Origin of the sequence: Amycolatopsis solani, from assembly GCF_033441515.1 — a bacterium.
In the GTDB taxonomy this organism is placed as follows: Bacteria; Actinomycetota; Actinomycetes; order Mycobacteriales; family Pseudonocardiaceae; genus Amycolatopsis; species Amycolatopsis solani.
In genome coordinates this window covers 3,804,238-3,828,473 of record NZ_JAWQJT010000001.1, presented here as the reverse complement: position 1 = coordinate 3,828,473, position 24,236 = coordinate 3,804,238, and the positions used below count along the sequence as shown (strand labels likewise).

The window sequence follows — 24,236 nt, the reverse complement described above, 5'->3', positions numbered from 1 at the left end:
GGCGGGTCGTCAGATGACGGTCACCGGGACGATCAGCTCGATCACGGGTCGCTGGTTCATGCCGTGGGCGACCAGCTCGTCCAGCGTCTGCTGCGACTGCTCCGCGCTGTCGGTGGGGATGGGGCTGTACCGGGAGTAGAAGTACGCCGGCTTGCGCCCGCCCGTCTCCATCGAGTACGCCTTGAGCACGGTCTCGCCCGGACGCACCTCGCCGTCGTAGAACGTGAGGCGGCGCTGGTCCGGCGTCATGAAGCTCTTCGTGAACTGCGGCGACATCAGCAGGTCGTCGTCGAGGAACGTGGAGTCCTCGTCGAGCACGGCCTGCATGGCGACCCAGGTCTGGTCGGTCAGGTTGGTTTCGGCCTTGATCACGTGCCAGCGGCCCGGTTCGGGCAGGTTGACGCTGACCGAAACGTCGTGGTCGGTCGTGTCGACGGCGCCCGTGATCATGAGAACCCGGCGGCCGAGATCGGCAGTCCCGGTCATCTGGATGTCCCGTGCCCGGACCCGGCTGGAAACGTCAAGTCCCGGCAGTTCAGGTGACGACATTGTGCTGCCTCCTCGTTATTCGCCCCAAAAATAACGTTCTGACCAGCGAACATATGAAGAGTTTCATACCGAGAGGGCCATAGTCAAGGTGTGAAACACATGACCGGAGCAGGTGTTGTTGCGCCACCTACGCGGGGTGGTTCGACCACACGCGAACGCCCGTTGCGCCGTTCGGACCACGAACTTTCGCCGGTTACTCCGGGTTGGCCGGGCTCGACTGGGCCGGCGCGACGTCGACGTCGTCCTCGAGCGCGCCGACATAACAGATTTCGAAAGACGATTCCGCGCGCTGGACCATGATTTTGAGAACCAGATCCGCTTTCACGACAATGACGAAATTGCGCGGGTTCGCCGCGTCGCCGAAAATGTCGTAAACGAGGAACGCCGATCCGTCGCCGACCGCGAACAGCGCTTCGTAGAGCGCGTTGCGGCGGGCCTGGGTCGCGGATTCAGCCCACGCCTCGAGGATCTCGAAGCCAGCGGTGAGCTGGAGGCGCACTGCCATTCGCCGGCCTCCCTACCGAACGTCCGCCGGCGCGCCGGCCCACGCGGACGTGCGTCGCGGACAGGCCACTGGCGCGCCCCGCCGGGAACCCCGTGACGCCCCGGCCGACCTCCAGTTTCCCGTGGCGGCCGGGACGTGGTCATCTTCGAACGTGCGAGTCAGTTGTAGCCGAGCACGATGTGCCCGCGCTCGTCCGCCTCCGGCTCGGGGTCCGGCACCGCGATCAGGTGCCGTTCGGCGGCGCGCTGGACGGGCTCGGCGGGCTGCTGGGGTTCGGCCGGAACCGCTGCTGCTGTCATGGTTCTCTCCTTCCGGTGGGACGTCCCACCATGCGCCCGCCCGGTCGCGGATCGGATGTGCGCGACTCAGGTCCGGGTGGATGCGCACCGCACGAGTGGCGGTGGGCATCGCGCCGGGAGTGCACTGGGGTGACCGAGATTCACCTGGACCTTTGAGCGGGGTGCCTCATGACCGATCACGAGACCCACTGGGGCGCCGCGGAGCGCCAGCGCACGTGCGCGGCCTGCGGGGGCGCGTTCCTGCCCGGCGAGCACACGGAGGTCGAAGTCCTCCTCGACGGGATGGTGCGGTACGTCGCGGTCCACCCGGGCCACAGCACGTATTCCCCGGCACGGGAAGGCGAGGCGGCCGCCCGGCTCCGGGAGCTCACCTCGGCCCGCCAGGCGGAAGAGCGCGACGACCGGGCCGCTTGACACGTCGGCTCAGCGCGTGGCTCGTGAGTGTTTAGTCGGGTTCTAACCCGACTAAACACTCACGAGCCGCGCACCGAACGTCCCTTCAGCGGGGCAGGCCCGAGAGGCGCCAGGCGCCCGGGCGGCGGAAGGGCGGTTCCGCCGAACCCCGCGCCCGCCAGCCCGCCACCTCGGCGGCCGGCTCCGGCGGGGAGCCCGCCGACAGCACCGTCAGCGCCGTGACCAGCGCCGCCAGTTCGACGTCGTCCGGGGTGCCCCGGACCACCCTCAGCACCATCCGAGCCCCCTCAGATCGGCAGGTTCCCGTGCTTGCGTGACGGTCCCGGCTTCCGCTTGTCCCGCAGCATGGCCAGCCCGCGCGCCAGCGCCGCCCGGGTTTCCGCCGGGTCGATGATGTCGTCCACCAGCCCCCGCTCGGCCGCGTACTGCGGGTTCAGGTACTCCTCCGTGTACTCCGCGACGAGCTTCGCCCGCAACGCCGAAGGATCCTCGGCCGCCGCCAGTTCGCGGCGGTGCAGGACGTTCACCGCGCCCTCCGCGCCCATCACCGCGATCTGGTTGGTCGGCCAGGCCAGCGACAGGTCGCAGCCGATCGACCGCGAGTCCATCACGATGTACGCGCCGCCGTACGCCTTCCGCAGGATCACCTGGACCCGCGGAACGGTCGCTTCGCAGTACGCGTGCAGCAGCTGCGCGCCCTGGCGGATGATCCCGCTCCGCTCCTGCTCCACGCCCGGCAGGAACCCCGGGACGTCGACCAGGCTCACCAGCGGGATCCCGAACGCGTCGCAGAACCGCACGAACCGCGCCGCCTTCTGCGACGCCGGGCCGTCCAGGACGCCGGCGAACACCACCGGCTGGTTGCCGACCAGGCCGACCACGCGGCCGTCGATGCGGGCCAGCGCGCACAGCACGTTGCGGGCCCAGCCTTCGTGCAGCTCGAAGAACTCGCCGTCGTCGGCGATCTCCGCGAAGACGTCGTGCATGTCGTACGGCTGGTTCGGCTCGACCGGCACCAGCTCGGCCAGCCGCGGGCGGTAGTCGTCCCTCGCGCCGGACGGGCTCGCGTCCGGCAGCGGGTCGAGGTAGTTCGACGGCAGCAGGGACACCAGGTAGCGGACGTCGGCGAGGCAGCTCTCCTCGTCGTCGTGCACGACCGTCGCCACGCCCGAATGGGTGCCGTGGACGTCGGCGCCGCCGAGCTCCTCGTGGGTGACGCGGCGGCCGGTGACCGCCTCGACGACGTCCGGGCCGGTCAGGTACATCCGCGCGGTGTCGCGCACCATGAACGTGAAGTCCGCCAGCGCCGGCGAGTAGGCCGCGCCGCCCGCGCAGGGGCCCAGGATGACGCTGATCTGCGGGATCACGCCGGACGCCTCGACCTGGCGGCGGAAGATGCCGCCGTAGCCGTTGAGCGCGAGCACGCCCTCCTGGATCCGGGCGCCGCCGCTGTCGTTGAGCCCGATCACCGGCGCGCCGTTGGCCACCGCGAGGTCGAGCACCTTGTGGATCTTGGCCGCGTGCGCCTCGCCGAGCGAACCGCCGAACAGCGTGAAGTCCTGGGCGTACACGAAGACGCGGCGCCCGTCGATGGTGCCGGACCCCGCGACGACGCCGTCGGTGTAGGGGCGGTTGCCCGCCAGGCCCGGCCCGCTCGCCTGGTGGCGCCGGTAGGGCTCGATCTCGGTGAACGAATCCTCGTCGAGCAGCAGGGCCAGCCGTTCGCGCGCGGTGAGCTTGCCGAGCGAGTGCTGGCGGCGCACGGCGTCGAGCTTGCCCTCGTGGATGTGCCCGCGGAGCTCGTCGCGGCGGCGCCGCAGCAGCGGCATGTCCGCGGGCTCCGCGCGCACCTGGTCGGTCGCCCTGGCCAGCTCGATGACCTGGGCGTCCCCGGTCTCCCCCGGCCGCGCGAGCCGGCGGCGGCCCGGCCGGGGCCCTTCCGGGACCGGCACCACCTCCGCGTCGGCTCGCTGGGCCCCGGATTCGTGGCCTCCGCTCACGCGGCATCCCTCATCCGTAGCTGCTGGTCGTGCTCGATCTCGGCGACGATGTCGGACCACACGATGCCGCGGCCGAGGCGGGGCATCGGGCGGACCGGCCACTCGGCGGGCACGTCCGGCACGGCGGGCGGCGCCGCGGCCGACCGGGCGGGTTCGATGGCATCGCTGGCGGTCATGGCAGGACCTCCTCGGTCGGGGCGCCGGCACCGGCGTCCACAGTGGACACACTGGACAGGACAACGGCGCCCGCCTGCCGGTCGGTCAGCCGGCCGGTCGCGTGCAACCAGGCCACCGTGTCGCGCACGGTTTCCAGCGGCGGCCGCGCGGGGACGCCGGCGTGCGGCGCGCCCGCGTCGACGGGGACGGCGGTGGCGCAGACGTAGAGCGCGCCGTACTCGGCCGGGATGTGCCACGGCCAGGCGCGCTGCAGGAGATCGGCGGCCCGCCCGACCGGGAACATCGCCCGCGCGGGCAGGAACACCGCGGGCAGCCGCCGTCCGGTCGCGGCCCGGACCACGCCGAGGTAGTCGCGGGTGCGCAGGAAGTGCCCCGGCCCGAAGTACGCCGGCCCCGGCGCCGCCGGATCGAACAGCCGCGCGTGCAATTCCGCCGAGTCGCGGACGTCGCCGATCGGCAGCCCGCCCGAGGGCCACATCGGCATCAGCCCGCGCAGCAGGTCCCGCAGCCGCGCGTTCTGGTCACCCAGGTGCGGGTCCGCCGGGCCGAGCAGCGCGGGCGGGTAGGTGATGGTGACCGGCGCGCCGTCGTCCCGGTGACCGCGCGCGATCCGGTCGGCCTCGGCCTTGGCCGCGAGGTAGGCCTCCCGCGGCGCGCCGACCGGGCTCGCCGCCCCGATCGACGGCTCACCGGTCGGGAACAGCGCCCCGACGGTGGAGACGTGCACGATCCGCCCGGTACCCGCGCGGCGGGCCGCGTCGAGCACGGCCGACGTGCCCTCGACGTTGACCCGCCACACCTCGGCCCGGCGCCGGCTGTCGAAGGTGTACACGCCCGCCGCGTGCAGCAGCGCGTCCGCCCCGTGGACGAGCCGGGCCACCGCGCCCGGATCCGCGACGTCACCGGTCACGACGTCCACAGTGGACGGAACGCGGCCGGGGTCACGGGCGAGCAGGCGCACCCGGTGGCCCCGCCGCAGCAGGGCCGCGACCGTGTGCCCGCCCAGGAACCCCGTCCCGCCCGTGACCGCGATCAGCATGACTTCCGTCCCCTTCAGGCCGCGCGAGCGCGCCCGTCGATCTGGTGGTAGCCGCCGCCGTAGAAGACGAGCGCGTGCTCGCCCTCGCCGCGGCTGGTGGCGACCACCCGGCCGAGGAAGATCGAGTGGTCACCACCCTCGATCACCTGCGCGAGCTCGCACTCGAGCCACGCCAGCGCCCCGGTCAGCAGCGGCGAGCCGGTCTTGCCGCCCACCGTGTAGCCGACCGCTTCGAACTGGGCGATCCCGTCGGGACGGCGCCAGTCGGCGAAGTACTTCGACAGCTCCTGCTGGTCGGCCGAGAGGATGTTCACCCCGAACGAGCCCGCGGTGACGATCGCGGAGTGCATCCGGGCCGCCTTGGAGACGCAGCACAGCACCATCGGCGGCTCCAGCGAGACCGACGAGAACGCGTTGGCGGTCATGCCGTGCGCGTCCTCCCCGCCCGCCGTCAGCACCGTCACCCCGGTCGCGAACTGCGCCATCACCTGGCGCAGCCCCGGCTGGGCCGACAGCCCGCGGCGGGCGGGCGAGGTCCGCAGCCGCTTGAGGACGTGCGTCCTCTCGGCCGGCTCTGCTTCGTAGCCCACGTCAGACTCCCTTGCCGTTGACCGCGGCCGTCGAGTAGGGCACCAGCGCCTCGCGCAGCTGCTCGGGGACCCGCGACGGCACGGTCGCCGTGTTGGGCCCGCGCATGCAGGCGATGCGCTGCCGTCCCCGGGCCACCAGGCGCTCCTCGCCGTCCTCGGTGAGGTGCACGTAGTCGAACGCGAACTGGATCTGCGTCGAGGTGAGCTCCTCCAGCCGCAGCCGGATGGACAGCTCGTCGAACGCGGTGATCTCGGCGAAGAACTCGCACTCCACCTTGAGGGTGAACAGCTTGAGGTCGTGGCGGACCTCTTCGAGCACCGCCGGCGCCTTCTCCTTCAGGAACATCTCGCGGCACCGGCCCTGCCAGCGCACGTAGTTCACGTAGTAGACGTTGCCCACCAGGTTGGTCTCTTCGAAGCCGACCGTGTGGCGGATCTCGTAGTAGTCGGTCATCTTCAGTTCCCCTCTGCGTGGAGCACGGCGAACACGATCGGGTCGGTCCGGTCGTTGACGGTGGTCGACCAGGTGGCGATCCGGGCGTTGCCGGAGGCGAGCAGCGCCCACCCGTCGGCGTCGACCTGGCGGACGGTCAGCGCCTGGGTCATCAGCCCGGTCTTGCGCACGCATTCGAGTGCGCTCCAGACGCGGGTGTTCGCGACGCTGATCGGTTCGCCGGTGTCGGCGGCCAGCAGCCGGCCGAGACCGAGCAGCTCCTCGCCGAGCAGGCCGGCCCAGTCCTCTTCGGTGCGCTCGATCGCCGTCTCGATGTCGCAGGCGACCTGGTCGGCGCCGGCGACCACGAGGGTCAGCTGGGAGGTGTGCGAAGCGCCGACGTTGCCGCCGTCGAACTCGGGCTTGCCGTCGGGGCGGTAGCGGACCTCGACCGGCTTGTCGAGCGCGCGGCCCGCGGCGAGCGCGGTCTGCGCCCTCCGCTCGGCGATGCCCTCCGCCGGGCGCCCGGCCGGGTCCGGCTCGAGCACGACCGCCCGCGTCCCGCCGAGCAGCCGCTCACAGGCACGCTCCACATAGGACCCGAGCATCGACGGGACCCACGGGCCGGCGCCGTCGCGCTTGCGGACCGCGCGCAGCTTCAGCCCTTCCCAGCGCTCGACCAGGGTGCCGTCCGGGTTGCGGACGTCGAGGTCGTAGACGTAGCTGTCGCCGTCCTGGAAGCGTTCCTTCGCGTCCAGCAGGACGTACTCGTCGTGCTGGGCGCCCGGCTCGGCCAGGTACAGCTTCTCGATGCCCTGCGGCAGCAGCGTCGCGTCGGGGACGCAGCACTGGATCGCGTGCATCATCGCGTCCCGCGTGCCGGGGTCGGCCAGCAGCCGGTCCTGCGGGAGGAACGGCGCGAACCAGTAGTGGTTCGAGCTGGTCGCGATCTCGGCGACGGCGTGCCGGGCGCTCGCCCGCTGGTAGCCGAGCACCCGCTGGAACCGCTTGCCCTGGAACAGGACCGAGCCGTACAGCTCGCTGATCGGCTCCACCGGCACCGGCGGCAGCGCGACGTCGCGGGGCACCTGCTCGCCCAGTTCCGCCGGCCGCGCGAAGCTCAGCCGCGCCCGGAAGTGGTCGGCGCTGAAGCCCGTCTCGTCACTGCGGATGACGACGTCCACCGTATCCGCGTCGCGGGCCAGCGTCGCCAGCCGGACCGTGGTCGACCCGCCGGGCGAGACGATGATCGGCCGGAGGAACTCGACGTCGGAGAGCACCGGGGTGCCGACGCGGTCGAGCGTCGCCGCCGCGGCCTGCGTCATGGCCTCCATGCCGAGCACCGCCGGGAACAGCAGCTGCCCGTCGAGCAGGTGGTCGGTCAGGTACGGGTCGGCCCCGTCCGACAGGTCCGCCTCGGTGATCAGCTCGACGCCGGGGTAGTGCACGACCGCGCGGTCGACGAACCGGGTCAGCGGCAGCTCCCGCTTCTGGATCGGCAGCGTGGCCAGGCCCGACGTGCGGCCGCAGACCACCAGCACCGGCGGCGCGGCCGGGTCGGCCAGCACCTGGCGGAGGATGGTGATGCCCTCCTCCGTCGGGATCGGCGTGATGCCGTCGCGCATCAGGGCGCTGACCACGCCGAGCTTCTCGCCCATGCCGGTGCCCGACCAGACCGACCACTCCAGCGCGATCGCCCGCGCCCGCGGGTGTTCCTGGCCGAAGCGCAGGGTCAGCTCGGTCATCCAGTCGTTCGCCGTGGCGTAGTGCGCTTCACCGCGCAGGCCCGCCCGGCCGATGATGCTGCCGAAGGTGACCAGGAGCTTGATCTTGTCTTGGTCGACCGCGTTCAGCACCGCGTTGAGCCCGCCGATCTTCGGCGCGAGCGTCTTGCGGAAGCTGTCCTCGGTGAGGGAGAACAGGGCGGCCGGCTCGTTGCGGCCGGCGCCGTGCAGGATCGCGGTGACCGGGCCGAGGTCGGCCTCGATCCGCGCGACCACCTCGGCCACCGCCGGGGCGCTGGTGACGTCGGCGCGCTCGTAGCGGTAGCGGATGCCCGCCGCCTCCATGCGGTCGAGGTTCTCCGCCAGCTCGGTGTCGGACTCGGGGTCGCTGCGCCCGAGCAGGGCCAGCCGCGCTCCGGAGTCCTTGGCCAGCGCGAGCGCGCTCTCCGCCGTGATGCCCTTGCCGCCACCGGTGACGAGCAGGACGTCGGTCGCGTCCAGCGAGTCCTGGATCGGGCCGGGCTTCGGCGCGGCCAGCGCGGACAGCCGCGGCACGGTGCGCCCGCCGTCGGCGCCGTAGCGCGCTTCGGTGAAGTCCGTGGTCGCGGCGACCTCGGCCACCACGGTGGACACGGCCGTCGCGATCTCGTCCTCGCCCGCCGGGGTCGGGTCCGCGAAGTCGATGATCGTCGTCTTCGCCGACGGGTCCTCGAGCCGCAGGGTCCGGGCCAGGCCGGCGGCGCCGTAGCCGTGGTGCACGACCACGAAGCGCGTGCCGTTGGGGGCGGCCATGACCGCGCGGCCGGCGTCGAGGAACAGGCCGACGTGGCTCGAGTCGCAGTCCGACGGCAGGACCAGCAGGACGCCGTCGCCGACGCCCGCCTTCGCCAGCGCCGCCTTCAGCGGCTCGGCCAGCGGGTGCCGCGGCGTGGCGAAGACCTGCCACTCGGCGTGCCCGGCGCCCGGCGTGAGGTCCGCGGTGGGCCGCGGCGCGGGCACGTATTCGACCGCGAACGGCCGGACCCACGGGCCGACACCGGCGGCCTCGCCGGCGCCGGAGTCGGTCGGCTTGGCCGTCTGCGCCAGCTCGTCGATCATCTCGGCGAGCTCACCGAGGCACACCGTCGCGAAGTTCGGCATGCCTTCCAGCGCGGGCCGCCCGAGCGCCCGGGTGACGTCGTTGACCAGCTGCCCGACCGTGATCGACGACAGGTGCAGGTCGTCGAGCGGGTGGGTGTCGGCGGTGACGGCTTCCAGGGGCAGCTCGACGCGCTCGGCGGCGAGCTTGCGCAGCAGGTCCAGCGTCGAGCCGGACTCGCCCTCGGCGGCGCCGGCCTCGGCGTCGGCGGCCTGCGCCTTCTCCGCGGCCAGTTCGGCGGCCAGCTCGCTGTCGATCGACGGCGCCGCCTCGCACGGGCTGGCCAGGAAGTTGAACACCCCGTCGGCCGGCAGGGCACGCACGACCCGGCCCTCGAACAGCGCGTCCACCGCCAGGTCGGCGCCGAGCGCGAACGCCGCGCCGACGACCCGCAGCAGCGCCTGCAGCGACGCGTTGTCCGTGTCGATCGCGAGCACCGGGGTCTCCGGCGCGATCTCCTCGAACAGCCCGGTCAGCACGCGGCCCGGCCCGACCTCGACCACGAGGTCGCTGCGCTCGGCCACCTTGGCGGCGGCTTCGCGGAAGCGGACCGGCAGCACGATCTGGTCGCGCAGCAGCTCCGCCAAATTCTCGGCGGCGTGCAGGACGTCGCCGCTGACGGTGGAGACGACCGGCCGCTCGAGCCGCGAGAAGGTGAACTCGCCCAGCTTCTCGGTCATCGCGTTCGCGGCGGGCTCGACCGCCGGCGAGTGGAAGGCGTGCGAGACCTTGATCCGGGTCGCGCCGACGCCCTGGGCCTTGGCGCGAGCCACGAGCTTGTCGATCGCCGGGGCGGGCCCGGAGATCACGGTCTGCTCGGGCGCGTTGTACCCGGCGATGACGACGTCGTCGCCCAGGCCGAGTTCTTCGACGCGGCCCGGCGAGGCGGCGATCCCGGCCATCGCGCCGGTGCCGTCACCGGTCGTCGTGGCCATCACCTTGCCGCGGACCTTCGCCAGCGCCAGCAGCCCGCGCTCGTCGAGCGCGCCGCCCCAGTGCAGGGCGGTCAGCTCGCCGAGGCTGTGCCCGGTGGCCGTGGCCGCCTCGATGCCGAACGAGCGCAGCACCCGCAGCGCGGCCAGCGAACCGGTGACGATCCGGGGCTGCGCCACCTCGGTGGCGACCTGGTCGCCGGTGGCCGGCAGCCCGGCCGCGCGGTAGATCTCCTCGGCCGAGGAGAACCGGCGGCGCAGGGCGCTGTCGCCGCCGCGTCCCGAACCCTGGCCGGGGAACAGGTAGCCGATCTTCGGCGCGGTGCCGCGGCTGCTCGCGAAGATGCCGTCGGCGCTGTCGAAGACCGAGTCACCCGACTCGAGCTGCTCCAGGAGCTTCGTCAGCTTCCGCTCGGCGTGCTCCGGGTTGGCCGCGACGACCGCCGCGCGCACCGCCTTGCCCGAAAGCTCCTTCGCCAGCGACGCGGCGAGGTCGGTCAGCTCGGCGAACGACAGCTTCGGGACGGCTTCCAGCGTCGCCGCGATGTTCCCGCGCAGCGTCGCGAGGTCGTCGGCCTCGAACAGCAGCAGCTCGGCGTCCTGGCGCCCGGCGACCAGCGAGCGGGCCCGCTCGTCGAGCTCGCGCCGCCGCGGCGCGGTCGGCGACTCGGTGACGGTGATGTGGGAGTTGATCCCGCCGAAGCCCATCGCGGAGACACCCGCGCGGACCGGCTGGTCCTCCGGCCACAGCGTCGCCTCGCGCGGGACGTACATCCGCGCCGAGGAGCCGGTCAGCGACTCGTGCGGGTCGTGGTGCCCGGTGGCCGGCGGGATGACCTGGTGGTACACCGCCAGCGTCGCCTTGATCAGGCCGGCGACGCCCGCCGCGGCCTTGGTGTGGCCGATGTTGCCCTTGATGGTCGACAGCGCGGCCTGCTTGGCCAGCGGGTCGGCGTCGCGGCGGGCGGTGGACAGCGCCTCGATCTCGGTGGCGTCGCCCAGCGCGGTACCGGTGCCGTGGCCCTCGAAGTAGGAAACGGTCTCGACGCCGTAGCCCGCGCGGTCGTAGGCGCGCTTGATGGCCAGCCGGTGCCCGGCCGCCTCGGGCCGGGTGATGCCGCCCTTGCCGTCGGAGGAAACGCCCCAGCCGCCGATCGACGCGTAGATCCGCTTGCCCTGCTCCAGCGCGTCGCTTTCGCGCATCAGGACCAGCATGCCCGAGCCCTCGCCGGGCCAGAAGCCGTTGGAGTCGGCGTCGTAGACCTTCATCTCGCGCTTGGCCAGCGCGCCGGTCTTGGCGAAGCCGATCACCTCGAACGGGTCGATCGACAGGTCGACACCACCGGCGATGGCGAGGTCCAGGTCGCCCTGCACGAGCGCGTTGGCCGCGGTGACCACCGAAAGCAGCGAAGACGAGCAGGCGCCGTCGACGGTGTACCCGCCGCCGGCGAAGTCGAAGTGGTTGCAGACGCGGCCGGCGATGGTGTTCGCCAGGCCACCGGCGAGGGTGTCCTCGTTGATCTCGGGGAACGGCTCCTTGTACTGGATCTCCAGTTCCCGCAGGAAGCTCGCGGTCTCCTCGTCCTCCCAGCCGCGGGAGCCCAGCGCCGCCGCGACCGTGCGGCGCACGTACGGCCAGCGCAGCCGCATGATGTTGGCGCGGGAGAACTCGCCGGTCAGGCTGTTGCCGATGACGACACCGGTGCTCTGCCTCGGCGCGCCGTCACCCTCGTCGAACCCGGCGTCGGCGAGCGCCTGCGCGGCGACGTCGAGGGCGAGCCAGTGCGTCGTGTCCGTCGCCCGGAACGTGCTGCCGGCGACCTTGTGCGCCACCCGGTCGAATTCGTAGTCCCGCAGCACCGCCGCCTTCTGGGCGTAGAAGCGGTCCGGCGCCTTCGGGTCGGGCGAGTAGTAGTCCGCCCGGTTCATCCGCTCGTCCGGCAGCCTGCGGAACGCCCGGCGCCCGGCCAGCACGTTTTCCCAGAGCTCCTCCGGAGAACTCGCGTCGGGGTACCGGAGACCGATACCGACGATCGAAATCCGCTCTACGCTCATGCCACCGCACTCCCACTGGCTCTCGAGCCCCGTATCACCGGGACCATCAGGTCCCCGCTGTCCTCCGGCGCGGGGCTTCCGCCCCGCCGCCGGTCTGTCTCCTCGGGCGGCCCGGCCGCCGGAGTGCCCGTCCACCGGGCCGTGAAGTCCAGCATCTCCCGGCCGGTGCGGACCGTCTTCTCTCTCCCTGCCCGCGGCGGGCACGTCAGCACGCTGGGACAAGGGATCCACACCGTCCACTTTGGATGATCAGGCGCCGAACTGGCCGGGCTTGCGCCCCTGGCCGGCCGGCCCGCGGTACGCCTGGGCGATGTCGAGCCACTGGTCCGCCAGCGTGCCCTGCGCCCGCACGTCGAGGTCGTAGCGGTGCCGCCGCCGGGTGACCAGCAGGCAGAAGTCCGCCGCGCTGCCGGTGACCCGCTGGGTGGCGTCCTCGGGCCCGAACGTCCAGAGCGCGCCCGAGGGCGCGGTCAGCTCGAACCGGAACTCCTCCGACGGCGGCTTCAGGTTCCGCGCCTCGTAGCCGAAGTCCCGGACCCGCACGGCGAAGCCGACCAGGTGCTTGATCCGGTCGGTCCGCTCGCGGCGCACCCCGAGCGCGTCGGCGATGTCCTGGCCGTGCCCGAAGACCTCCATCATCCCGGCGCACGCCAGCACGTACGGCGGCAGCGGGTTCACCAGCCACGGCACCAGCTGGTCGCCGGGCACGGCCGCGAGGGCCTTGATCCCCGCGTCCCGCTCGGCGCGCCAGCGCGTCAGCAGCACCTCGGCCGGGTCGTGGACGTAGTCCTCCAGCGCGGCGTTCACCGCCGCCTCGAAGCCGCCCTTGAGCGACTTCGTCATGGCGACGAAGGCCTCCGGCTGCGCGGCCGAGAGGCCCGCGATGCGGAAGATGAACGCGAGGTGCCCGATCTGGTGCCGGACCGGCCAGCCCGGCGCCGGGGTGGGGGTGTCCCACTCCGCTTCGGAAAGGGCGGCCACGAGCGCGTCCACCTCGGCGGCCTCCGCGGTCAGGTCGGCGATCACGCCCGTGGTGTCAGTCACCTGTCTGTCCTTTCACCCGATGCGACGTCTTCTCGTGGGCCGGCGGCCGCCGCGGCGGTGGCGGGGGTAAGTGCGCCACCGTGCGGCGACCGCCGGCCCGGCGGATCGACTGCCGCGCGGGGCGGCGACGCGGTCCCGGGTTTCTGCGTGTGTCCCGGTGCTGCGCGCCCCGGCGGGCGATCCGACCTCCCGATCATCACCCGTGCCGACCTGCAGGGTCTTCTCTTGGCGGGCGGACCGGCAAGCGCTCACCGGCGGCCACGGCGGCGGTGAAAGCCGCCCACGACACCAGCTCCACCAGGCCCCGATCGCCGTCGTGGACGGCGGCGACGTCGTCGGCCCCGACTTGGTACGCCGCCTTGGCGACGAGCAGGGCCAACCGTCCCGCAGCGCGCTCCCCGGCGGGCAGTTCGGCGAGCAAGGGCTCGGCCCACGCGCGGCTCAGCCCGGGCGGTTTCCCGTCCCAGGCCTTGATCTCCCGGCGGACGAGGTCCCGCACCCGGCTGGGCACCGACCGTTCCCCGGCGGCCTCCACCGCCGCCGTGGCGCGCGCGAAGGCGTCGGCCAGGGTGTCCCCCGGCACCGCCCAGTCCGGCCCGTCCCCGGCCGCCGCGGGCAGCAGTTCCAGCGCCCGCCCGGCCGGCGGCGGGGTCCCGGGCTTGAGCAGGAACCCCAGCACCGCCTTGGCCTTGGCCCGCGCCGGCGGCGGCACGTTTTCCGGCAGGGGCGACGGGCCGAGGAAGACGCTCACCACCCGGTTGAGGTAGTGGAAGGCGACGGCGACCCCGGTGAACTCGGCGGCGGTGCCGGCCGGGACGTCCGCGGGCAGCGGCCCCTCTCCCCGCGCCCACGCCGCCAGCGCCCGCGTGTCGCGGTCCGGGATGGCCCCGACGTCCCCCGCCTCGATGGCCGCGGCGGCCGCGGGATCCCCCAGCGACCCGAGCGCCATCCCGTGCACCTCGACGCAGTACGGGCAGTCGTTGGCCGCGGACACAGCGGCCGCGACGACCTCCTTGTCCGCCCGGCTCGCGGACCCGCCCGCCACCAGCGACTCCCGCAGCACCAGCCAGGCCGCGGCGAGCACCTCCGGCGACGGCGAGTGCAGCGCCATCGGCGGGGCGAGCATCCCGAAGTCCCGCTCCACCTGCCGGTAGACGGCCTTCACGAGCCCCTTCGCCCGCCGCGGCCGCACAGCCTCGACGTACTTCACGTCCCGCAGCGTCCGCCGCAGCGCGAGCCTGACCAATCCCGGAGCCATGGTTCCTCCTCCTGAAACGCCGAACTCGCGCACCCGGGCCGGGTGCGCGAGTTCGTTGACGGTGGTTCAGTTCCCCGCGACCAGGTCCAGTTTGGACACCGCACGCCGTCCCGTGATCGAGCCGTCCGGCGAGGGGGCGCCGTACTTGACGTCGACCCCGCGCGCCTGCAGCTCCCGGACGATGCCCGGGACCGAGCGCTCGGCCAGCGCGGCGATGGTCATCGCCGGGTTGACCGTGAGCGCGCCCGGCACCGACGCGCTGTCGGTGACGAAGATGCCCGGGTGGTTGCGCAGCTCGTGGTTCGGGTGCAGCGCGGACGTCGCCGCGTCGTCGCCGATCCGGCAGGACGCCAGCGGGTGCACGGTGTAGGCCCCGACGACGTCGTTCGTCCACGGCGCGACCTTCGCCAGGCCGTCCTTCTCGATGATCGCTTTGCAGTCCGCGTCCGCGAGCGCCCAGCCGTGGCGGGTGTTCTCGGTCGGGTCGTAGCGCAGCGAACCGCGGCCCAGCATCTGCTGCGAGATGCGGTAGGCGTTGCCGGTCGGCGGCGGGGTGCCGAAGACGCCCTCGTTGTCGTCCTCGGTCATCAGGAAGATCGTGAGCCAGTTGGCCCACTGCTTGAGGATCTCCTTCTTCTCCGCCCCGTACCAGCGCGGCTCCTCGCCGCCGGGCACCTGGGCGAGGATCGTGCCCAGCCCGGGCGGGAAGTACAGCTGCTCCAGCGAGTACCGCTCGTACTCCGGCAGCGACCCGTCGAGCTTGTCCCAGTTCGCCACGGTCGGGCCCTTGCCGATGTGGTTGGCCGAGTACACCGGACCGTCCTCACGGGACAGCCCGAGCACCTCGCGGACGCGGTCCTCGTCGATGATCGCGGTGTTGAGCCGCTCGCCGTTGCCGGAGAAGTAGCGGCCGACGCCGTGCGGCATCTCGCCCAGCGCCGCCTCCGAGCGCTGCAGGATCACCGGGGTCGCGCCGGCGCCTGCGGCGATGATGACGACCTTCGCCTCGATCACGCCGGTGCCGGTGTGCACCCGGTAGTCCTCTTCGTCCACGGTGTCGAAGTGGACGCGGTAGCTGCCGTCCTCGGTGCGCTCGAGGCGCTGGACCTCGTGCAGCGGCCGGATTTCCGCGCCGTGCGACAGGGCCGCGGGCAGGTAGTTGGTCAGCATCGACCGCTTGGCGTCGAACTTGCAGCCCGCCATCATGAAGTTGCAGTTGACGCAGGTGTCGTTGTCCACCGCGACCGGCGCCGGGTTCGCCGTCCGGCCCGAGTGGTTGCAGGCCGCGGCCCACAGCCCGCCGGCGTAGGAGACGTCACTCCAGTCCTGTTTGGACACCGGGATCGACTCGTCGACGCGGTCGTACCACGGCTCCAGCGTGTCGCGGGAGATGACCGACGGCCACATCCGGCGCCCGATGCTGCCGTGGCGCTCGAAGACGAACCGCGGCGCGCGCGGCATCGCGGCGAAGTACACCACGCTGCCGCCGCCGACGCAGTTGCCGCCCAGCACGCTCATCCCGTCGCCGACGACGAAGTCGAACGCGCGGGTGTAGGACGAGCCGAGCAGGTAGTCGTGCTCGAAGTCGGCCGCGGCCAGCCACGGCCCGCGCTCCAGCACGGTCACCTTCGCCCCGCCGGCGGCGAGGTGGTAGGCCGGGATGGACCCGCCGAAACCGCTGCCGACGATGACGACGTCGGTCTTGTCGATGGCAGTCATGCGGGGCTCCCGGAAGGCGTGGTGTCGGGGTGGAGCTCGGCCAGCTTGCGGCCGTAGCCGTACTTCGGGAACCGCCAGAACCCGTCCGCGTCCGGCTCGGTGTACCCCAGCGCCAGCAGGCCGGGGTGCCCCTCGCGGATGGCCTCGGCGGTGTGCTTGTGCGCGGCGCTGTCGAAGGCCATGTTGCAGAACAGCGCGAGGCTGACCCAGCCGTCCTTCTCCGGGTGCCCCGGCGTGGTCAGCCGGTTCACCAGTTCGCGGCGGTGCTCGTACGGCAGCGCGACGAACGGCGGGACGTCGTGGTCGAGCTCCAGCTCCACCTCCCCGGCGTAGGCCTTCGCGTGGTCGTTGAGCGACTGCGCGAGGTAGGGCAGGCCGGCCGTGACGCCGGTCGCGTCGAAGTTCAGCAGCTCGAGCGCACCAGCGGCGACCGAGCCGGGTCCGGGCGCCGCCCCCGCGATCGCCCGGTCCTCCGGGTACCGCTTCTCCCCGGGCACGATCGTGTCCGCGTACGCCTCGAGAGTCATGTCCTTGACGCGTTCTTCTTCGGTGGCCTCGGGTTGCACCGGCCTACCTCCTCATCGAATGTCCACAGTAGACGTCAGGCTGCTTCGGACCGCCGAGTCCGTTCCCGGCGGTGCACGGTCATCGGCAGCCCGCCGCGCACCCGCAGCGAGAGCATCGCTTCGGGTTCGACGACCTTGCCCGGCACCTTGCGCAGCTCGAGATCGCGCGCGGCCATCGCGAGCACGAACACCGCCTCCATCACCCCGAGGCTGTTGCCGATGCAGAACCTCGGCCCGGCCCCGAAGGGCAGGTAGGCGTAGCGCGGCGGGCGTTCCGCGGCGGTGAACCGGCCCGGGTCGAACCGCTCCGCGTCGGTCCAGAACTCCGGGTGCCGGTGCAGCGTGTAGGGCACCACGACGACGTCGGACCCGGCCGGCACGTGGTACCCGCCGATCTCGTCGTCCGCCTGGGCGATCCGCGGCAGCAGCCACACCGGCGGGTACAGCCGCATGACCTCTTCGACGACCGCGACGGTGAACGTCAGCCGCCGCAGGTCTTCGTGCTCGGGCAACCGGTCGCCGAGCACCTCGGCGGCTTCGGCGTGCAGCCGCTCGCCGACCTCCGGGTGCTCGTCGATCAGGTGGAACGCCCAGCCCAGCGTGCTCGCGGTGGTCTCGTGCCCGGCGAGCAGCAGCGTGATCAGCTCGTCGCGCATCCGCTCCCGCGACGACCCGTCCCCCGAGTCCGACGCGATCAGCCGCGACAGCACGTCCTCGCCGCCCTCGACCGGGTTCGCGAGCCGCTGGTCGACGAGCTCGTCGGCGATCCGGCGCAGGTCTTCGCGCGCGGTCCGGAAGTGCAGCTGCTTCTTGAGCGGCACCCATTCGGGCACCATGCTCAGCGTGACCGCCTCGAACATGGCCTGGTCCTGCACGGCTTCGAACGAGTGGCCGAGGGTTTCGTACCCGCCCAGTTCGGCGTCGAGCAGCGTCTTGCCGAGCACGCCGAGGGTCAGCCCGGTCATCTCGTGCAGGATCTCGACCGGCCCGTCGTGCGCGGCGAGCCGCCGGACGAGACCATCCACTTCGGACGCGACGATCCCGGCCTGGCGCGAGATCCGCTTGGGCTGGAACACCGGCTGGATGGTCCGGCGCTGCTTGCGCCAGGTCTCCCCGTCGCTGGTGAGCAGGCCGTCGCCGAGCGCCCGGCGGGCCTCCTGCAGGCCGATGCCCTTGTGGTAGTTCGCGGCGTTGTCCGCGAGCACGTGCTTGGCCAGGTCGGGGTGGTTCACCAGGTACATCGCCTTCGGTCCGATGGCGATGCGGACGACGTCGCCGTAGGCCTCGGCGTTGTCGCCCATGAGCGCGAGCCGGTCGGTGAAGAGCTGCTTCAGCAACCGGATCGTCGCTCGGCGCGGCGGCCCGGGCGGCGCGGTGCGCGCCGCCCGGGTGTCGTCCGTGGGCTCCGTCATGCCGCGACGGCTCCCGGCTTCTCGTCATCGGCCGGCGGGGCCGCGGCGAGTTCGAGCTTCGCCTTCTGCGCGGCCTGGTCGGCTTCGAACTTGATGCGGGCCTTGTTCGAGAAGTGCAGGCCCCACAGGAACATCCCGCGGATCAGGCAGACGGTCGCGGTGGCCAGGAACAGCCCGTAGGCCACGTGCACGGCGGTGAAGAAGCCGTACGCCAGCGCCACGCCGGACCCGAAGGCGAACTGCGAGAACGGCTTCGACGGCGACGTGCCCGGGTCGGTCACCATGTAGTTGGTGTAGAGCACGAACGCGACGCCGGTCCCCATCGCCAGCGCGCCGGGGATCGACGTGCCGAAGAGCCAGCCGCGGACGAAGGCCTGGACCACGAAGAAGCTCAGCCAGCCCAGGATCAGCCACATCCGGTTGGTCAGCAGCGCGTTGAGCACCGTGCCCGACACCAGGATGATGCCGACGATCAGCCAGCCGCCCCAGGTGGGGATCTGCTCGGTGAAGTGGTACGGCGGCGCGATGCTCGCCCACGGGAACACCAGCAGGATGATCGTGATGCCGAAGTTCGACGGGTTCATGTAGTGCCGCATCCGGCCGTACACCGGGGCCTGCAGCACCCACTTCGCACCGACGGCGACGACGACCCCGAAGATCATCACGAAGATCCGGTCGTTGACGTAGGTCAGCATGTTCAGCGCGAGACCGGTGATGTGCGCCGGGAGGAGGAACTCCACGAGCCCCTTGAACCCGTTGCCCCGGAACCGGACGTCGCGCTTGGTCACGCGGGAGTTGATGATCTCGAGCAGGATCTCCGTGGTGTACGCGGTCGCCAGCGCGACGAACGGGTACAGGTACGGCTGCTCGAAGCCGAGGAACGTGTAGCCGACGATGTTGAAGATCGTGATCGAGATCGCGAAGCGCCGCAGTGCGGTGATGACCTTGTTGGTCCGCTTCGGTGGCGCGCTCTCCACCTTGGTCAGAGTCGGGGTGGCCATGTCACATCGCTTCCTTCGCCGTGGAGCCCAGCTGGTACATGTGGCAACCGGGTTCGAGCTTCAGGTCCTGCGTCCGCAGCTGCCCGGTCCGGTCCCGCCACTGCAGGTGCACGTCGAGCGGGCCGCTGACGTCCTGGCCGAGACCGATCTGGATGTCGAAGCTGCGCCGGCCGGCTTCCCCGCTGCTGCCGTCGACCCGGCCGAGGTACTTCTTGCCGTCCGAGGTCGTCACGGTGACCTGGGCGCCGATCGCGGGCGGGCCGGCCGCGGGCAGCGGGCCGGGCGCCACCGGGGCGTCGGTGAACAGCTTCAGCTGCAGGAACTTGCCGGGGTTCGGGCTGTCGTTGTGGTAGAAGATCGGCTGCTCCCACTGCCGCGCCACGGCGAACTCGGGCAGGCCGTCCCCGTCGGTGTCGCCGACCGCGATGCCGCGGGTCGGGACCGGCACCGCCAGGCCCAGCTTCGGCGCGAGGTCGACGTACCGGCCGTCCGGGCTCTTCACGAAGAAGTGCAGGGTCTGGTCGCCACCGATGTCGTCACCGGCACGGGCGTTCGGCCACCAGAACGGGTTCGACAGCAGGCCGTCGTGGGCGGTGGCGATCTCCTGCAGGTTCGGCCAGCGGTTGACCTGGCCCTTGACGAACCCGGTCGCCTGGGCGATCTGGTTCTCGCCGCTGTTGTTGAAGTCCTGGATCTTGACGTCCCAGCCCCAGCCGGACCACGCCGTGCCGGCCGAGCCGCTGTCGTCGTGGAAGGGGGCAACCCCGTCCTTCAGCTGCGCGGTCAGGTCCGCGTTGTCCTTGGCCCGGTTCATGAACTGGAAGTTCGACTCTTCGATGCCCCACGACGTCGTGATGTTGCTGACGAACAGGTCGTAGAGGCCGTCGTGGTTCAGGTCGCCGAAGTCGACGCCCATCCCCTTGAAGGAGTCGTGGCCCAGCACCTTCGACTTCGGGTCGTCGATCCCGCGGACGCCGTTGACCTCACCGAACTCGATGTGGCCCGGCGTGGACTTGTTGTACAGGAAGTGGTCGTGCCCGAAGTCGTTGGCGATGTAGAGCTCGGGCAGGCTGTCGCCGTCGACGTCGGTGGCGCTGGAAGCCAGCGTCCAGCCGAGGCGCGCGCTCTCCGGGATGCCCTGGGACGCGTCGACGAAGTTCGCCTGCGGGTTCGCCCCGGACTTGGCGCCGGTCCAGCGGTAGATGTACTTGGCGCCGGAGTTCGTGGCGTGCGACATCGACTGGTTCAGCGTGATGCCGCCGTCGGCGTTCGGGTCGAGGACCTTGCTGTCCGGGAAGTAGTTCCCGACGAAGATGTCGACGTGCCCGTCACCGTCGAAGTCGCCGATGGTGACCGAGTCGGTGTTCCACAGTGGACCGTTGTACTTGCCGTCGGCGCCGCGGTGGTTGCCCGGCACCAGCTCGGTCGGCTGGAACGCGGACGCGTCGAACTTGGTCGCGTTCGCCTTCTGCAGGAACAGGACCGGCGTCCGGCCCCAGTAGTAGGCCAGGATGTCGGTGCGGCCGTCTTCGTTGTAGTCACCGGGCACGCAGCCCATCGGCGCCATGTAGTCCCACGTCGGCAGCGCCGGGGCGGGGTCGAGCGCGAAGGGTGCGTACCGCGGGCCGGAGTCCGGCGCCGGCGTGATGACGACCTGGTCGCTGCGCGGGTCGACGAGGCAGAGGTCGTTGGGCTTGCCGCTGCCGCTGATGTCGTTGATCGCGATCGCGGCACCGACCGAGGAGATCCACGCGGCGATGTGCTCGTACTCCTTGTTCACCGTCCGGATCGACTGCGACTTCGTGGCCGCGGGCAGCGCGATCGTCATCGGGGTGAAGTGGAACTGGTCCGCCAGCTTGTCCTGTTCGGCGGCGGAGACGCTGGGCAGCCGTGCGACCAGGAACAGGCCGAGGATCAGCACCAGCGCCACGATGCCCGCCAGCTGCTTGCGCAGCCAGCCGAAGGTCGCGGTCATTTGTTCTTCCCTCCGTGGGTCAGCACTTCTTCGGCGATCCGCTGCCGCCAGGTTTCGAACGCCGGGACGTCGTCACCGTCGACGACCACGGCCGGCCGGACCTCTTGGGTGATGGCCGCGGCGCGTTCGGCGGACAGCCCGCAGATCGCCTGGGCCGCCATCTCGGTTTCCGGGATCATCAGGCCCGAGCGCACCCGGCACTCGGCGGCGAAGGCGCTGCCCTGGGCCAGCTGCCCGTGGTGGATCCCGGCGCGGTCGACCAGCTCCCCCAGCTCGTCGGCCGTGACGCCGCACGCGTAGGTCGAGGCCAGCCCGACCCCCGCGTACAGGTCGCCGTGACGCGAGGTGGGGAACTCCTCGATCGTCTTGGTCACCAGCTCGACGTCGGTGCCGCAGATGAACCACAGCGCCCGGCCGATGCCCTGGTCGATGGCCCGCAGCGCGTAGCCGTCGTAACGCCGGTCCGGCCAGGAGAAGCCCGGCTCCTGGTACTGCTGCCGGATGTACTTGTCGGTCTTGAAGTAGGCCTGGTGGAAGCCGTAGCCGTCGAGCACGAGCCAGCGCAGCAGCGGGTCGAACGCCGACGCCTTCGGCCACGCGAACCGCGGGAGCCGGCACATGGCCCAGCCGACCCCGACGTAGATGATGTAGTCGTGCTTCTCGCCGGGACCGGCCAGGAATTCGGCGATGTTCGTGCTCTTGCCGAACGGCAGCCCGTCGAGGACGCCGTACCCCATTCCCGCGCCCTCGTAGGCGAAGCCGCGGAACTGGGTCGGGATCTGCTCGAGCCATTCCTCGGCTTGCTCGACCGAACGCGCTTCGACCGCGTGGGCGTACCCGAGGAGGAATTTTTCGCCGACCGTCTCGAGTCGTTCCTGTGCGGCTGGGCTCTTCCGGTGGAAGCCCCGCTTCTCCAGCGAAGTCTCCGAGACGTTCGGTGTCAGGATGCGACGCCTGAGCGCGCGCCAACCATTGCCCAACGCACTCTCCCCCTTACGGGTCGAATTGGAATGGATCGGTTTCCCGTTCTACGGTCACAGATGTGCAGGTCAGCGCTCTACTCCACCCTTGCGTGGGCGCCGCCGGTCGTGAGTGTTCAGTCGGGTTAGAACCCGACTGAACACCCACGACTAGCTCGCGCGGCGCCGGGCGGCCACGTCGAATTCGTCGCGGATCCGCTGCCGCCACAGTTCGTAGGCCGGTTCCGGGCCGTCCTCGCCGTCGGCTCGCTCGGTGCGGTCCGCGAGGTTCTGCGCGCCCTGGACCGACAGGTCGATGAGCACGCCGGCCGCGAGGTGGGTGTGGGCCGGGACGTAGGAGGAGTACGTGCGGGCCTTGACCGCGAACACCACGCCGAGCGCGAGCTCGTCGTAGTGCTCCCCGGCCAGCTGCCGCAGCTTGCCCAGCCCGGACTGGTCGGCGCCGCCGGCGAACGTCGCCGCCAGGCCGACCCCGCTCCACAGGTCCGCCCGGCGACCCTCGGCGAACCGCCCGACCGCGGCCGCGACCGCCTCCGGGTTGCCGCCGTTGATGAACCACAGGGCCCGGCCGACGCCCTGGTCGAAGGCGCGGGCGAAGTACTCCGGGCGGCCCGCCCACGGGTAGGGCTGCGGCTCGGCCTGCTCGCCGACCCACTTGTCCGTGTCGAAGTAGGCGCGGTCGAAGCCGTAGCCGTCGACGGCGAGCCAGCTCATCACCGGGTGGTAGGGCACCCCGGTCAGCTCGGGCAGGATGTTCTTCCACAGTGGACGCGGCAGCCGCGCCATGGCGAAGCCGATCCCGATGTAGGTCAGGAAGATGTGCGGGCGGCCCGGTCCCTCGAGCAGCTCGCGAGTCCGGTCGCGGCCGCCGCCCGGCATGGCGTCGAGGATCGAGTAGCCCATCGTGGCGCCTTCGTAGGCGAAGCCGCGCTGCTCCGGCTCGATCAGCGCCAGGCGGCGCTCGATCTCCCACAGCGAGGCACCTTCGATGGCCCATTCGAACCCGCACACGACCGCCTGCGGCACCGCCTCCAGCCGGGCCGTCGCGTCGGTGTGGGTGACCGGGAAACCGCGGTCGGCGAACCCGACCGAAGCGAGTGAAGGCGCGAGCACCTTCTTGCGCAGAACTCCGATGAAGGTGGACATCGTCGTAGTCGTCCTTACTCGTCGAAGGGGATCAGGCGACGGCGCGCAGGTGCGGCCGCTGGGCGGCGAGCATCCGCTGGGTGAACGGCGACTGCTTCGACGCCAGGGTGATCGCGATCGGCGCGTCGGTCGACGCGGGCGCGCGCAGGCCGACCCGGCCGGTCGACTGGCCGTGCGGGGCCACCTGCACGGCCGAGTAGCCGATCGAGAACCGCGGCCCGGCGTTGCCCGGCTGGTGCTGGGCGACCGCGATCGCCGTCCACCGCCCGGCCGGGACCCCGTGGATGGTCAGGTCACCGGAGCTCATGTTGGCCATGCCGCCGAAGGCGACCGGCCCGCACTGGGGCACCGGATCGGCGAACAGCCCGACCAGCGTGTCCGCGGGTGCCGAGCCACGCGGCATGTCCAGGTGCAGGGACAGCACGCCCGTGCCGGTCTGCAGCGAAGCGCAGCTGCGGCCGGCCGCGCGCAGCGTCCGCAGCGGCGGGAGCCGCTGGAACGTCGGCGAGATCGCCACGAGCAGCTCGGCGACCTGCGGCTCGCGGTACTGCGTCGGGGTCATCCCGACCGCCCGCGAGAACCGGCTGGTGAACGTGCCGACGCTGCTGTAGCCGACGCTGCACACGATGTCCGAGACGTTCAGCGACGTCGTCAGCAGCAGCCGCTTCGCTTCGAACAGCCGCACCGCGGTGAGGAAGCGGCCGGGGGTGACCCCGGTGGCCTCCGCGAACATCCGGGAGAAGTGGAACCGGCTGACGAACACCTCGGACGCCAGCTCCGCGAGGGTGATCGGCTCGAAGTACCGCTCCTGGATGGAAGAGATCGCTTGCAGGACGGCGGGCCGGACCGACTTTTCCACTCGCTCGAGCGCCGGTTCGCGGCGCTGTTCGCCGAACTCGCCGTCGTTCCCGACAGCCGCAATAGAGCGCAACATCATCAGTCCAAACCTCGAATTCCCCTGATGGCAGTTCTCCTGGTTCTCCTGGTGCCAGGGAAGACGCCACTTCTCGCAGATCGATCGACGAGCGATTGAGGAATGCCGATGTCCGTCCGACCCGGACGCGTGACACCCACCCGGGTGCGGGGGTTCCACCCGGGTGTGGGGTGCGCAACACCCGGCTCCGGCGTGCGCAACACCCGCCGTCTTGATCGTCCGCGGTCCGCCGGGAGTCCCGTTTGGTCCGATCCAGGGACCCCCCGGACGGCCGGGGTCCCTGGTTCGGCCAGATGGCCGAGGATGCGAAACGCACGTGCGGACCCTGCGAAACGCATGCGCGGAC

21 protein-coding genes are annotated in these 24,236 nt (G+C 71.7%); 1 reads left to right on the top strand and 20 read right to left on the bottom strand.

Going from position 1 to position 24,236, the window contains the following annotated elements:
• Positions 1-9 precede the first annotated feature (9 nt).
• The 3 genes from SD460_RS18200 to SD460_RS18190 form a co-directional block, all read right to left on the bottom strand.
• Positions 10-486, bottom strand: a complete 477-nt coding sequence (locus SD460_RS18200; protein ID WP_086857195.1) for a DUF6423 family protein — start codon at positions 484-486, stop codon at positions 10-12.
• Between the two features lie 256 nt (positions 487-742).
• Positions 743-1,054, bottom strand: a complete 312-nt coding sequence (locus tag SD460_RS18195) for a DUF6235 family protein (protein ID WP_290056320.1) — start codon at positions 1,052-1,054, stop codon at positions 743-745.
• Positions 1,055-1,212: 158 nt separating this feature from the next.
• On the bottom strand, positions 1,213-1,353 hold the full coding sequence (locus SD460_RS18190; protein ID WP_290056318.1) for a hypothetical protein: 141 nt from the start codon (positions 1,351-1,353) through the stop codon (positions 1,213-1,215).
• A gap of 168 nt (positions 1,354-1,521) precedes the next feature.
• Between SD460_RS18190 and SD460_RS18185 the strand changes: the two genes are divergently transcribed.
• Positions 1,522-1,767, top strand: a complete 246-nt coding sequence (locus tag SD460_RS18185; protein WP_290056316.1) for a hypothetical protein — start codon at positions 1,522-1,524, stop codon at positions 1,765-1,767.
• Positions 1,768-1,852: 85 nt separating this feature from the next.
• On the opposite strand, the gene SD460_RS18180 is transcribed toward SD460_RS18185, so the two are convergent.
• From SD460_RS18180 to SD460_RS18100, 17 genes are all read right to left on the bottom strand, one after another.
• Positions 1,853-2,044 carry an acyl-CoA carboxylase subunit epsilon gene (locus tag SD460_RS18180; RefSeq protein ID WP_290056315.1) on the bottom strand — a complete coding sequence of 64 codons (192 nt, stop codon included), beginning with the start codon at positions 2,042-2,044 and terminating at the stop codon, positions 1,853-1,855.
• A gap of 10 nt (positions 2,045-2,054) precedes the next feature.
• On the bottom strand, positions 2,055-3,767 hold the full coding sequence (locus SD460_RS18175) for an acyl-CoA carboxylase subunit beta (RefSeq protein ID WP_290056313.1): 1,713 nt from the start codon (positions 3,765-3,767) through the stop codon (positions 2,055-2,057).
• On the bottom strand, positions 3,764-3,943 hold the full coding sequence (locus SD460_RS18170) for a DUF6222 family protein (RefSeq protein WP_290056312.1): 180 nt from the start codon (positions 3,941-3,943) through the stop codon (positions 3,764-3,766). The genes SD460_RS18175 and SD460_RS18170 overlap by 4 nt, the downstream gene beginning before the upstream one ends.
• A complete protein-coding gene (locus tag SD460_RS18165; RefSeq protein WP_318306409.1) occupies positions 3,940-4,983 on the bottom strand; it encodes an NAD-dependent epimerase/dehydratase family protein in 1,044 nt (347 codons plus the stop codon). The genes SD460_RS18170 and SD460_RS18165 overlap by 4 nt, the downstream gene beginning before the upstream one ends.
• A gap of 14 nt (positions 4,984-4,997) precedes the next feature.
• Positions 4,998-5,573, bottom strand: coding sequence for a flavin reductase family protein (locus SD460_RS18160; RefSeq protein WP_290056309.1), 576 nt, complete (start codon positions 5,571-5,573; stop codon positions 4,998-5,000).
• 1 nt (position 5,574) lies between these two features.
• On the bottom strand, positions 5,575-6,027 hold the full coding sequence (locus SD460_RS18155) for an acyl-CoA thioesterase (RefSeq protein ID WP_247020264.1): 453 nt from the start codon (positions 6,025-6,027) through the stop codon (positions 5,575-5,577).
• 2 nt (positions 6,028-6,029) lie between these two features.
• Positions 6,030-11,855: an SDR family NAD(P)-dependent oxidoreductase gene (locus SD460_RS18150; RefSeq protein WP_318306408.1), complete on the bottom strand. Its 5,826-nt coding sequence runs from the start codon at positions 11,853-11,855 to the stop codon at positions 6,030-6,032.
• A gap of 249 nt (positions 11,856-12,104) precedes the next feature.
• Positions 12,105-12,899 carry a TIGR03084 family metal-binding protein gene (locus SD460_RS18145; protein WP_290056303.1) on the bottom strand — a complete coding sequence of 265 codons (795 nt, stop codon included), beginning with the start codon at positions 12,897-12,899 and terminating at the stop codon, positions 12,105-12,107.
• Between the two features lie 196 nt (positions 12,900-13,095).
• Positions 13,096-14,157 carry a carboxymuconolactone decarboxylase family protein gene (locus tag SD460_RS18140; protein ID WP_290056301.1) on the bottom strand — a complete coding sequence of 354 codons (1,062 nt, stop codon included), beginning with the start codon at positions 14,155-14,157 and terminating at the stop codon, positions 13,096-13,098.
• A gap of 66 nt (positions 14,158-14,223) precedes the next feature.
• Positions 14,224-15,876 (bottom strand): GMC family oxidoreductase, encoded by a 1,653-nt coding sequence (locus tag SD460_RS18135; protein ID WP_290056299.1) that lies wholly within the window; start codon positions 15,874-15,876, stop codon positions 14,224-14,226.
• Positions 15,873-16,442, bottom strand: coding sequence for a DUF5987 family protein (locus tag SD460_RS18130; protein ID WP_290056297.1), 570 nt, complete (start codon positions 16,440-16,442; stop codon positions 15,873-15,875). The genes SD460_RS18135 and SD460_RS18130 overlap by 4 nt, the downstream gene beginning before the upstream one ends.
• Positions 16,443-16,477: 35 nt before the next feature.
• Positions 16,478-17,854, bottom strand: coding sequence for a cytochrome P450 (locus tag SD460_RS18125; protein WP_318306407.1), 1,377 nt, complete (start codon positions 17,852-17,854; stop codon positions 16,478-16,480).
• On the bottom strand, positions 17,851-18,855 hold the full coding sequence (locus SD460_RS18120; RefSeq protein WP_290056293.1) for an enediyne biosynthesis protein: 1,005 nt from the start codon (positions 18,853-18,855) through the stop codon (positions 17,851-17,853). Before SD460_RS18120 ends, SD460_RS18125 begins: the two co-directional genes overlap by 4 nt.
• 1 nt (position 18,856) lies before the next feature.
• Positions 18,857-20,830: a CRTAC1 family protein gene (locus SD460_RS18115; RefSeq protein ID WP_290056292.1), complete on the bottom strand. Its 1,974-nt coding sequence runs from the start codon at positions 20,828-20,830 to the stop codon at positions 18,857-18,859.
• Entirely contained in the window at positions 20,827-21,810 is a 984-nt protein-coding gene (locus SD460_RS18110; protein ID WP_290056290.1) for a DUF1702 family protein, read from the bottom strand. The genes SD460_RS18115 and SD460_RS18110 overlap by 4 nt, the downstream gene beginning before the upstream one ends.
• Positions 21,811-21,960: 150 nt before the next feature.
• Entirely contained in the window at positions 21,961-22,956 is a 996-nt protein-coding gene (locus SD460_RS18105; protein WP_318306406.1) for a DUF1702 family protein, read from the bottom strand.
• A 31-nt stretch (positions 22,957-22,987) separates the two neighbouring features.
• A complete protein-coding gene (locus tag SD460_RS18100) occupies positions 22,988-23,893 on the bottom strand; it encodes a helix-turn-helix domain-containing protein (protein ID WP_290056287.1) in 906 nt (301 codons plus the stop codon).
• Positions 23,894-24,236: the final 343 nt, after the last annotated feature.

Bases quoted from the DNA above. Each gene is read 5' to 3' on its own strand.
- SD460_RS18200 (WP_086857195.1), bottom strand. From the start codon at position 486: ATGACCGGGACTGCCGATCTCGGCCGCCGGGTTCTCATGATCACGGGC.
- SD460_RS18195 (WP_290056320.1), bottom strand. From the start codon at position 1,054: ATGGCAGTGCGCCTCCAGCTCACCGCTGGCTTCGAGATCCTCGAGGCG.
- SD460_RS18190 (WP_290056318.1), bottom strand. From the start codon at position 1,353: ATGACAGCAGCAGCGGTTCCGGCCGAACCCCAGCAGCCCGCCGAGCCC.
- SD460_RS18185 (WP_290056316.1), top strand. From the start codon at position 1,522: ATGACCGATCACGAGACCCACTGGGGCGCCGCGGAGCGCCAGCGCACG.
- SD460_RS18180 (WP_290056315.1), bottom strand. From the start codon at position 2,044: ATGGTGCTGAGGGTGGTCCGGGGCACCCCGGACGACGTCGAACTGGCG.
- SD460_RS18170 (WP_290056312.1), bottom strand. From the start codon at position 3,943: ATGACCGCCAGCGATGCCATCGAACCCGCCCGGTCGGCCGCGGCGCCG.
- SD460_RS18165 (WP_318306409.1), bottom strand. From the start codon at position 4,983: ATGCTGATCGCGGTCACGGGCGGGACGGGGTTCCTGGGCGGGCACACG.
- SD460_RS18155 (WP_247020264.1), bottom strand. From the start codon at position 6,027: ATGACCGACTACTACGAGATCCGCCACACGGTCGGCTTCGAAGAGACC.
- SD460_RS18150 (WP_318306408.1), bottom strand. From the start codon at position 11,855: ATGAGCGTAGAGCGGATTTCGATCGTCGGTATCGGTCTCCGGTACCCC.
- SD460_RS18140 (WP_290056301.1), bottom strand. From the start codon at position 14,157: ATGGCTCCGGGATTGGTCAGGCTCGCGCTGCGGCGGACGCTGCGGGAC.
- SD460_RS18135 (WP_290056299.1), bottom strand. From the start codon at position 15,876: ATGACTGCCATCGACAAGACCGACGTCGTCATCGTCGGCAGCGGTTTC.
- SD460_RS18125 (WP_318306407.1), bottom strand. From the start codon at position 17,854: ATGACGGAGCCCACGGACGACACCCGGGCGGCGCGCACCGCGCCGCCC.
- SD460_RS18120 (WP_290056293.1), bottom strand. From the start codon at position 18,855: ATGGCCACCCCGACTCTGACCAAGGTGGAGAGCGCGCCACCGAAGCGG.
- SD460_RS18115 (WP_290056292.1), bottom strand. From the start codon at position 20,830: ATGACCGCGACCTTCGGCTGGCTGCGCAAGCAGCTGGCGGGCATCGTG.
- SD460_RS18105 (WP_318306406.1), bottom strand. From the start codon at position 22,956: ATGTCCACCTTCATCGGAGTTCTGCGCAAGAAGGTGCTCGCGCCTTCA.
- SD460_RS18100 (WP_290056287.1), bottom strand. From the start codon at position 23,893: ATGATGTTGCGCTCTATTGCGGCTGTCGGGAACGACGGCGAGTTCGGC.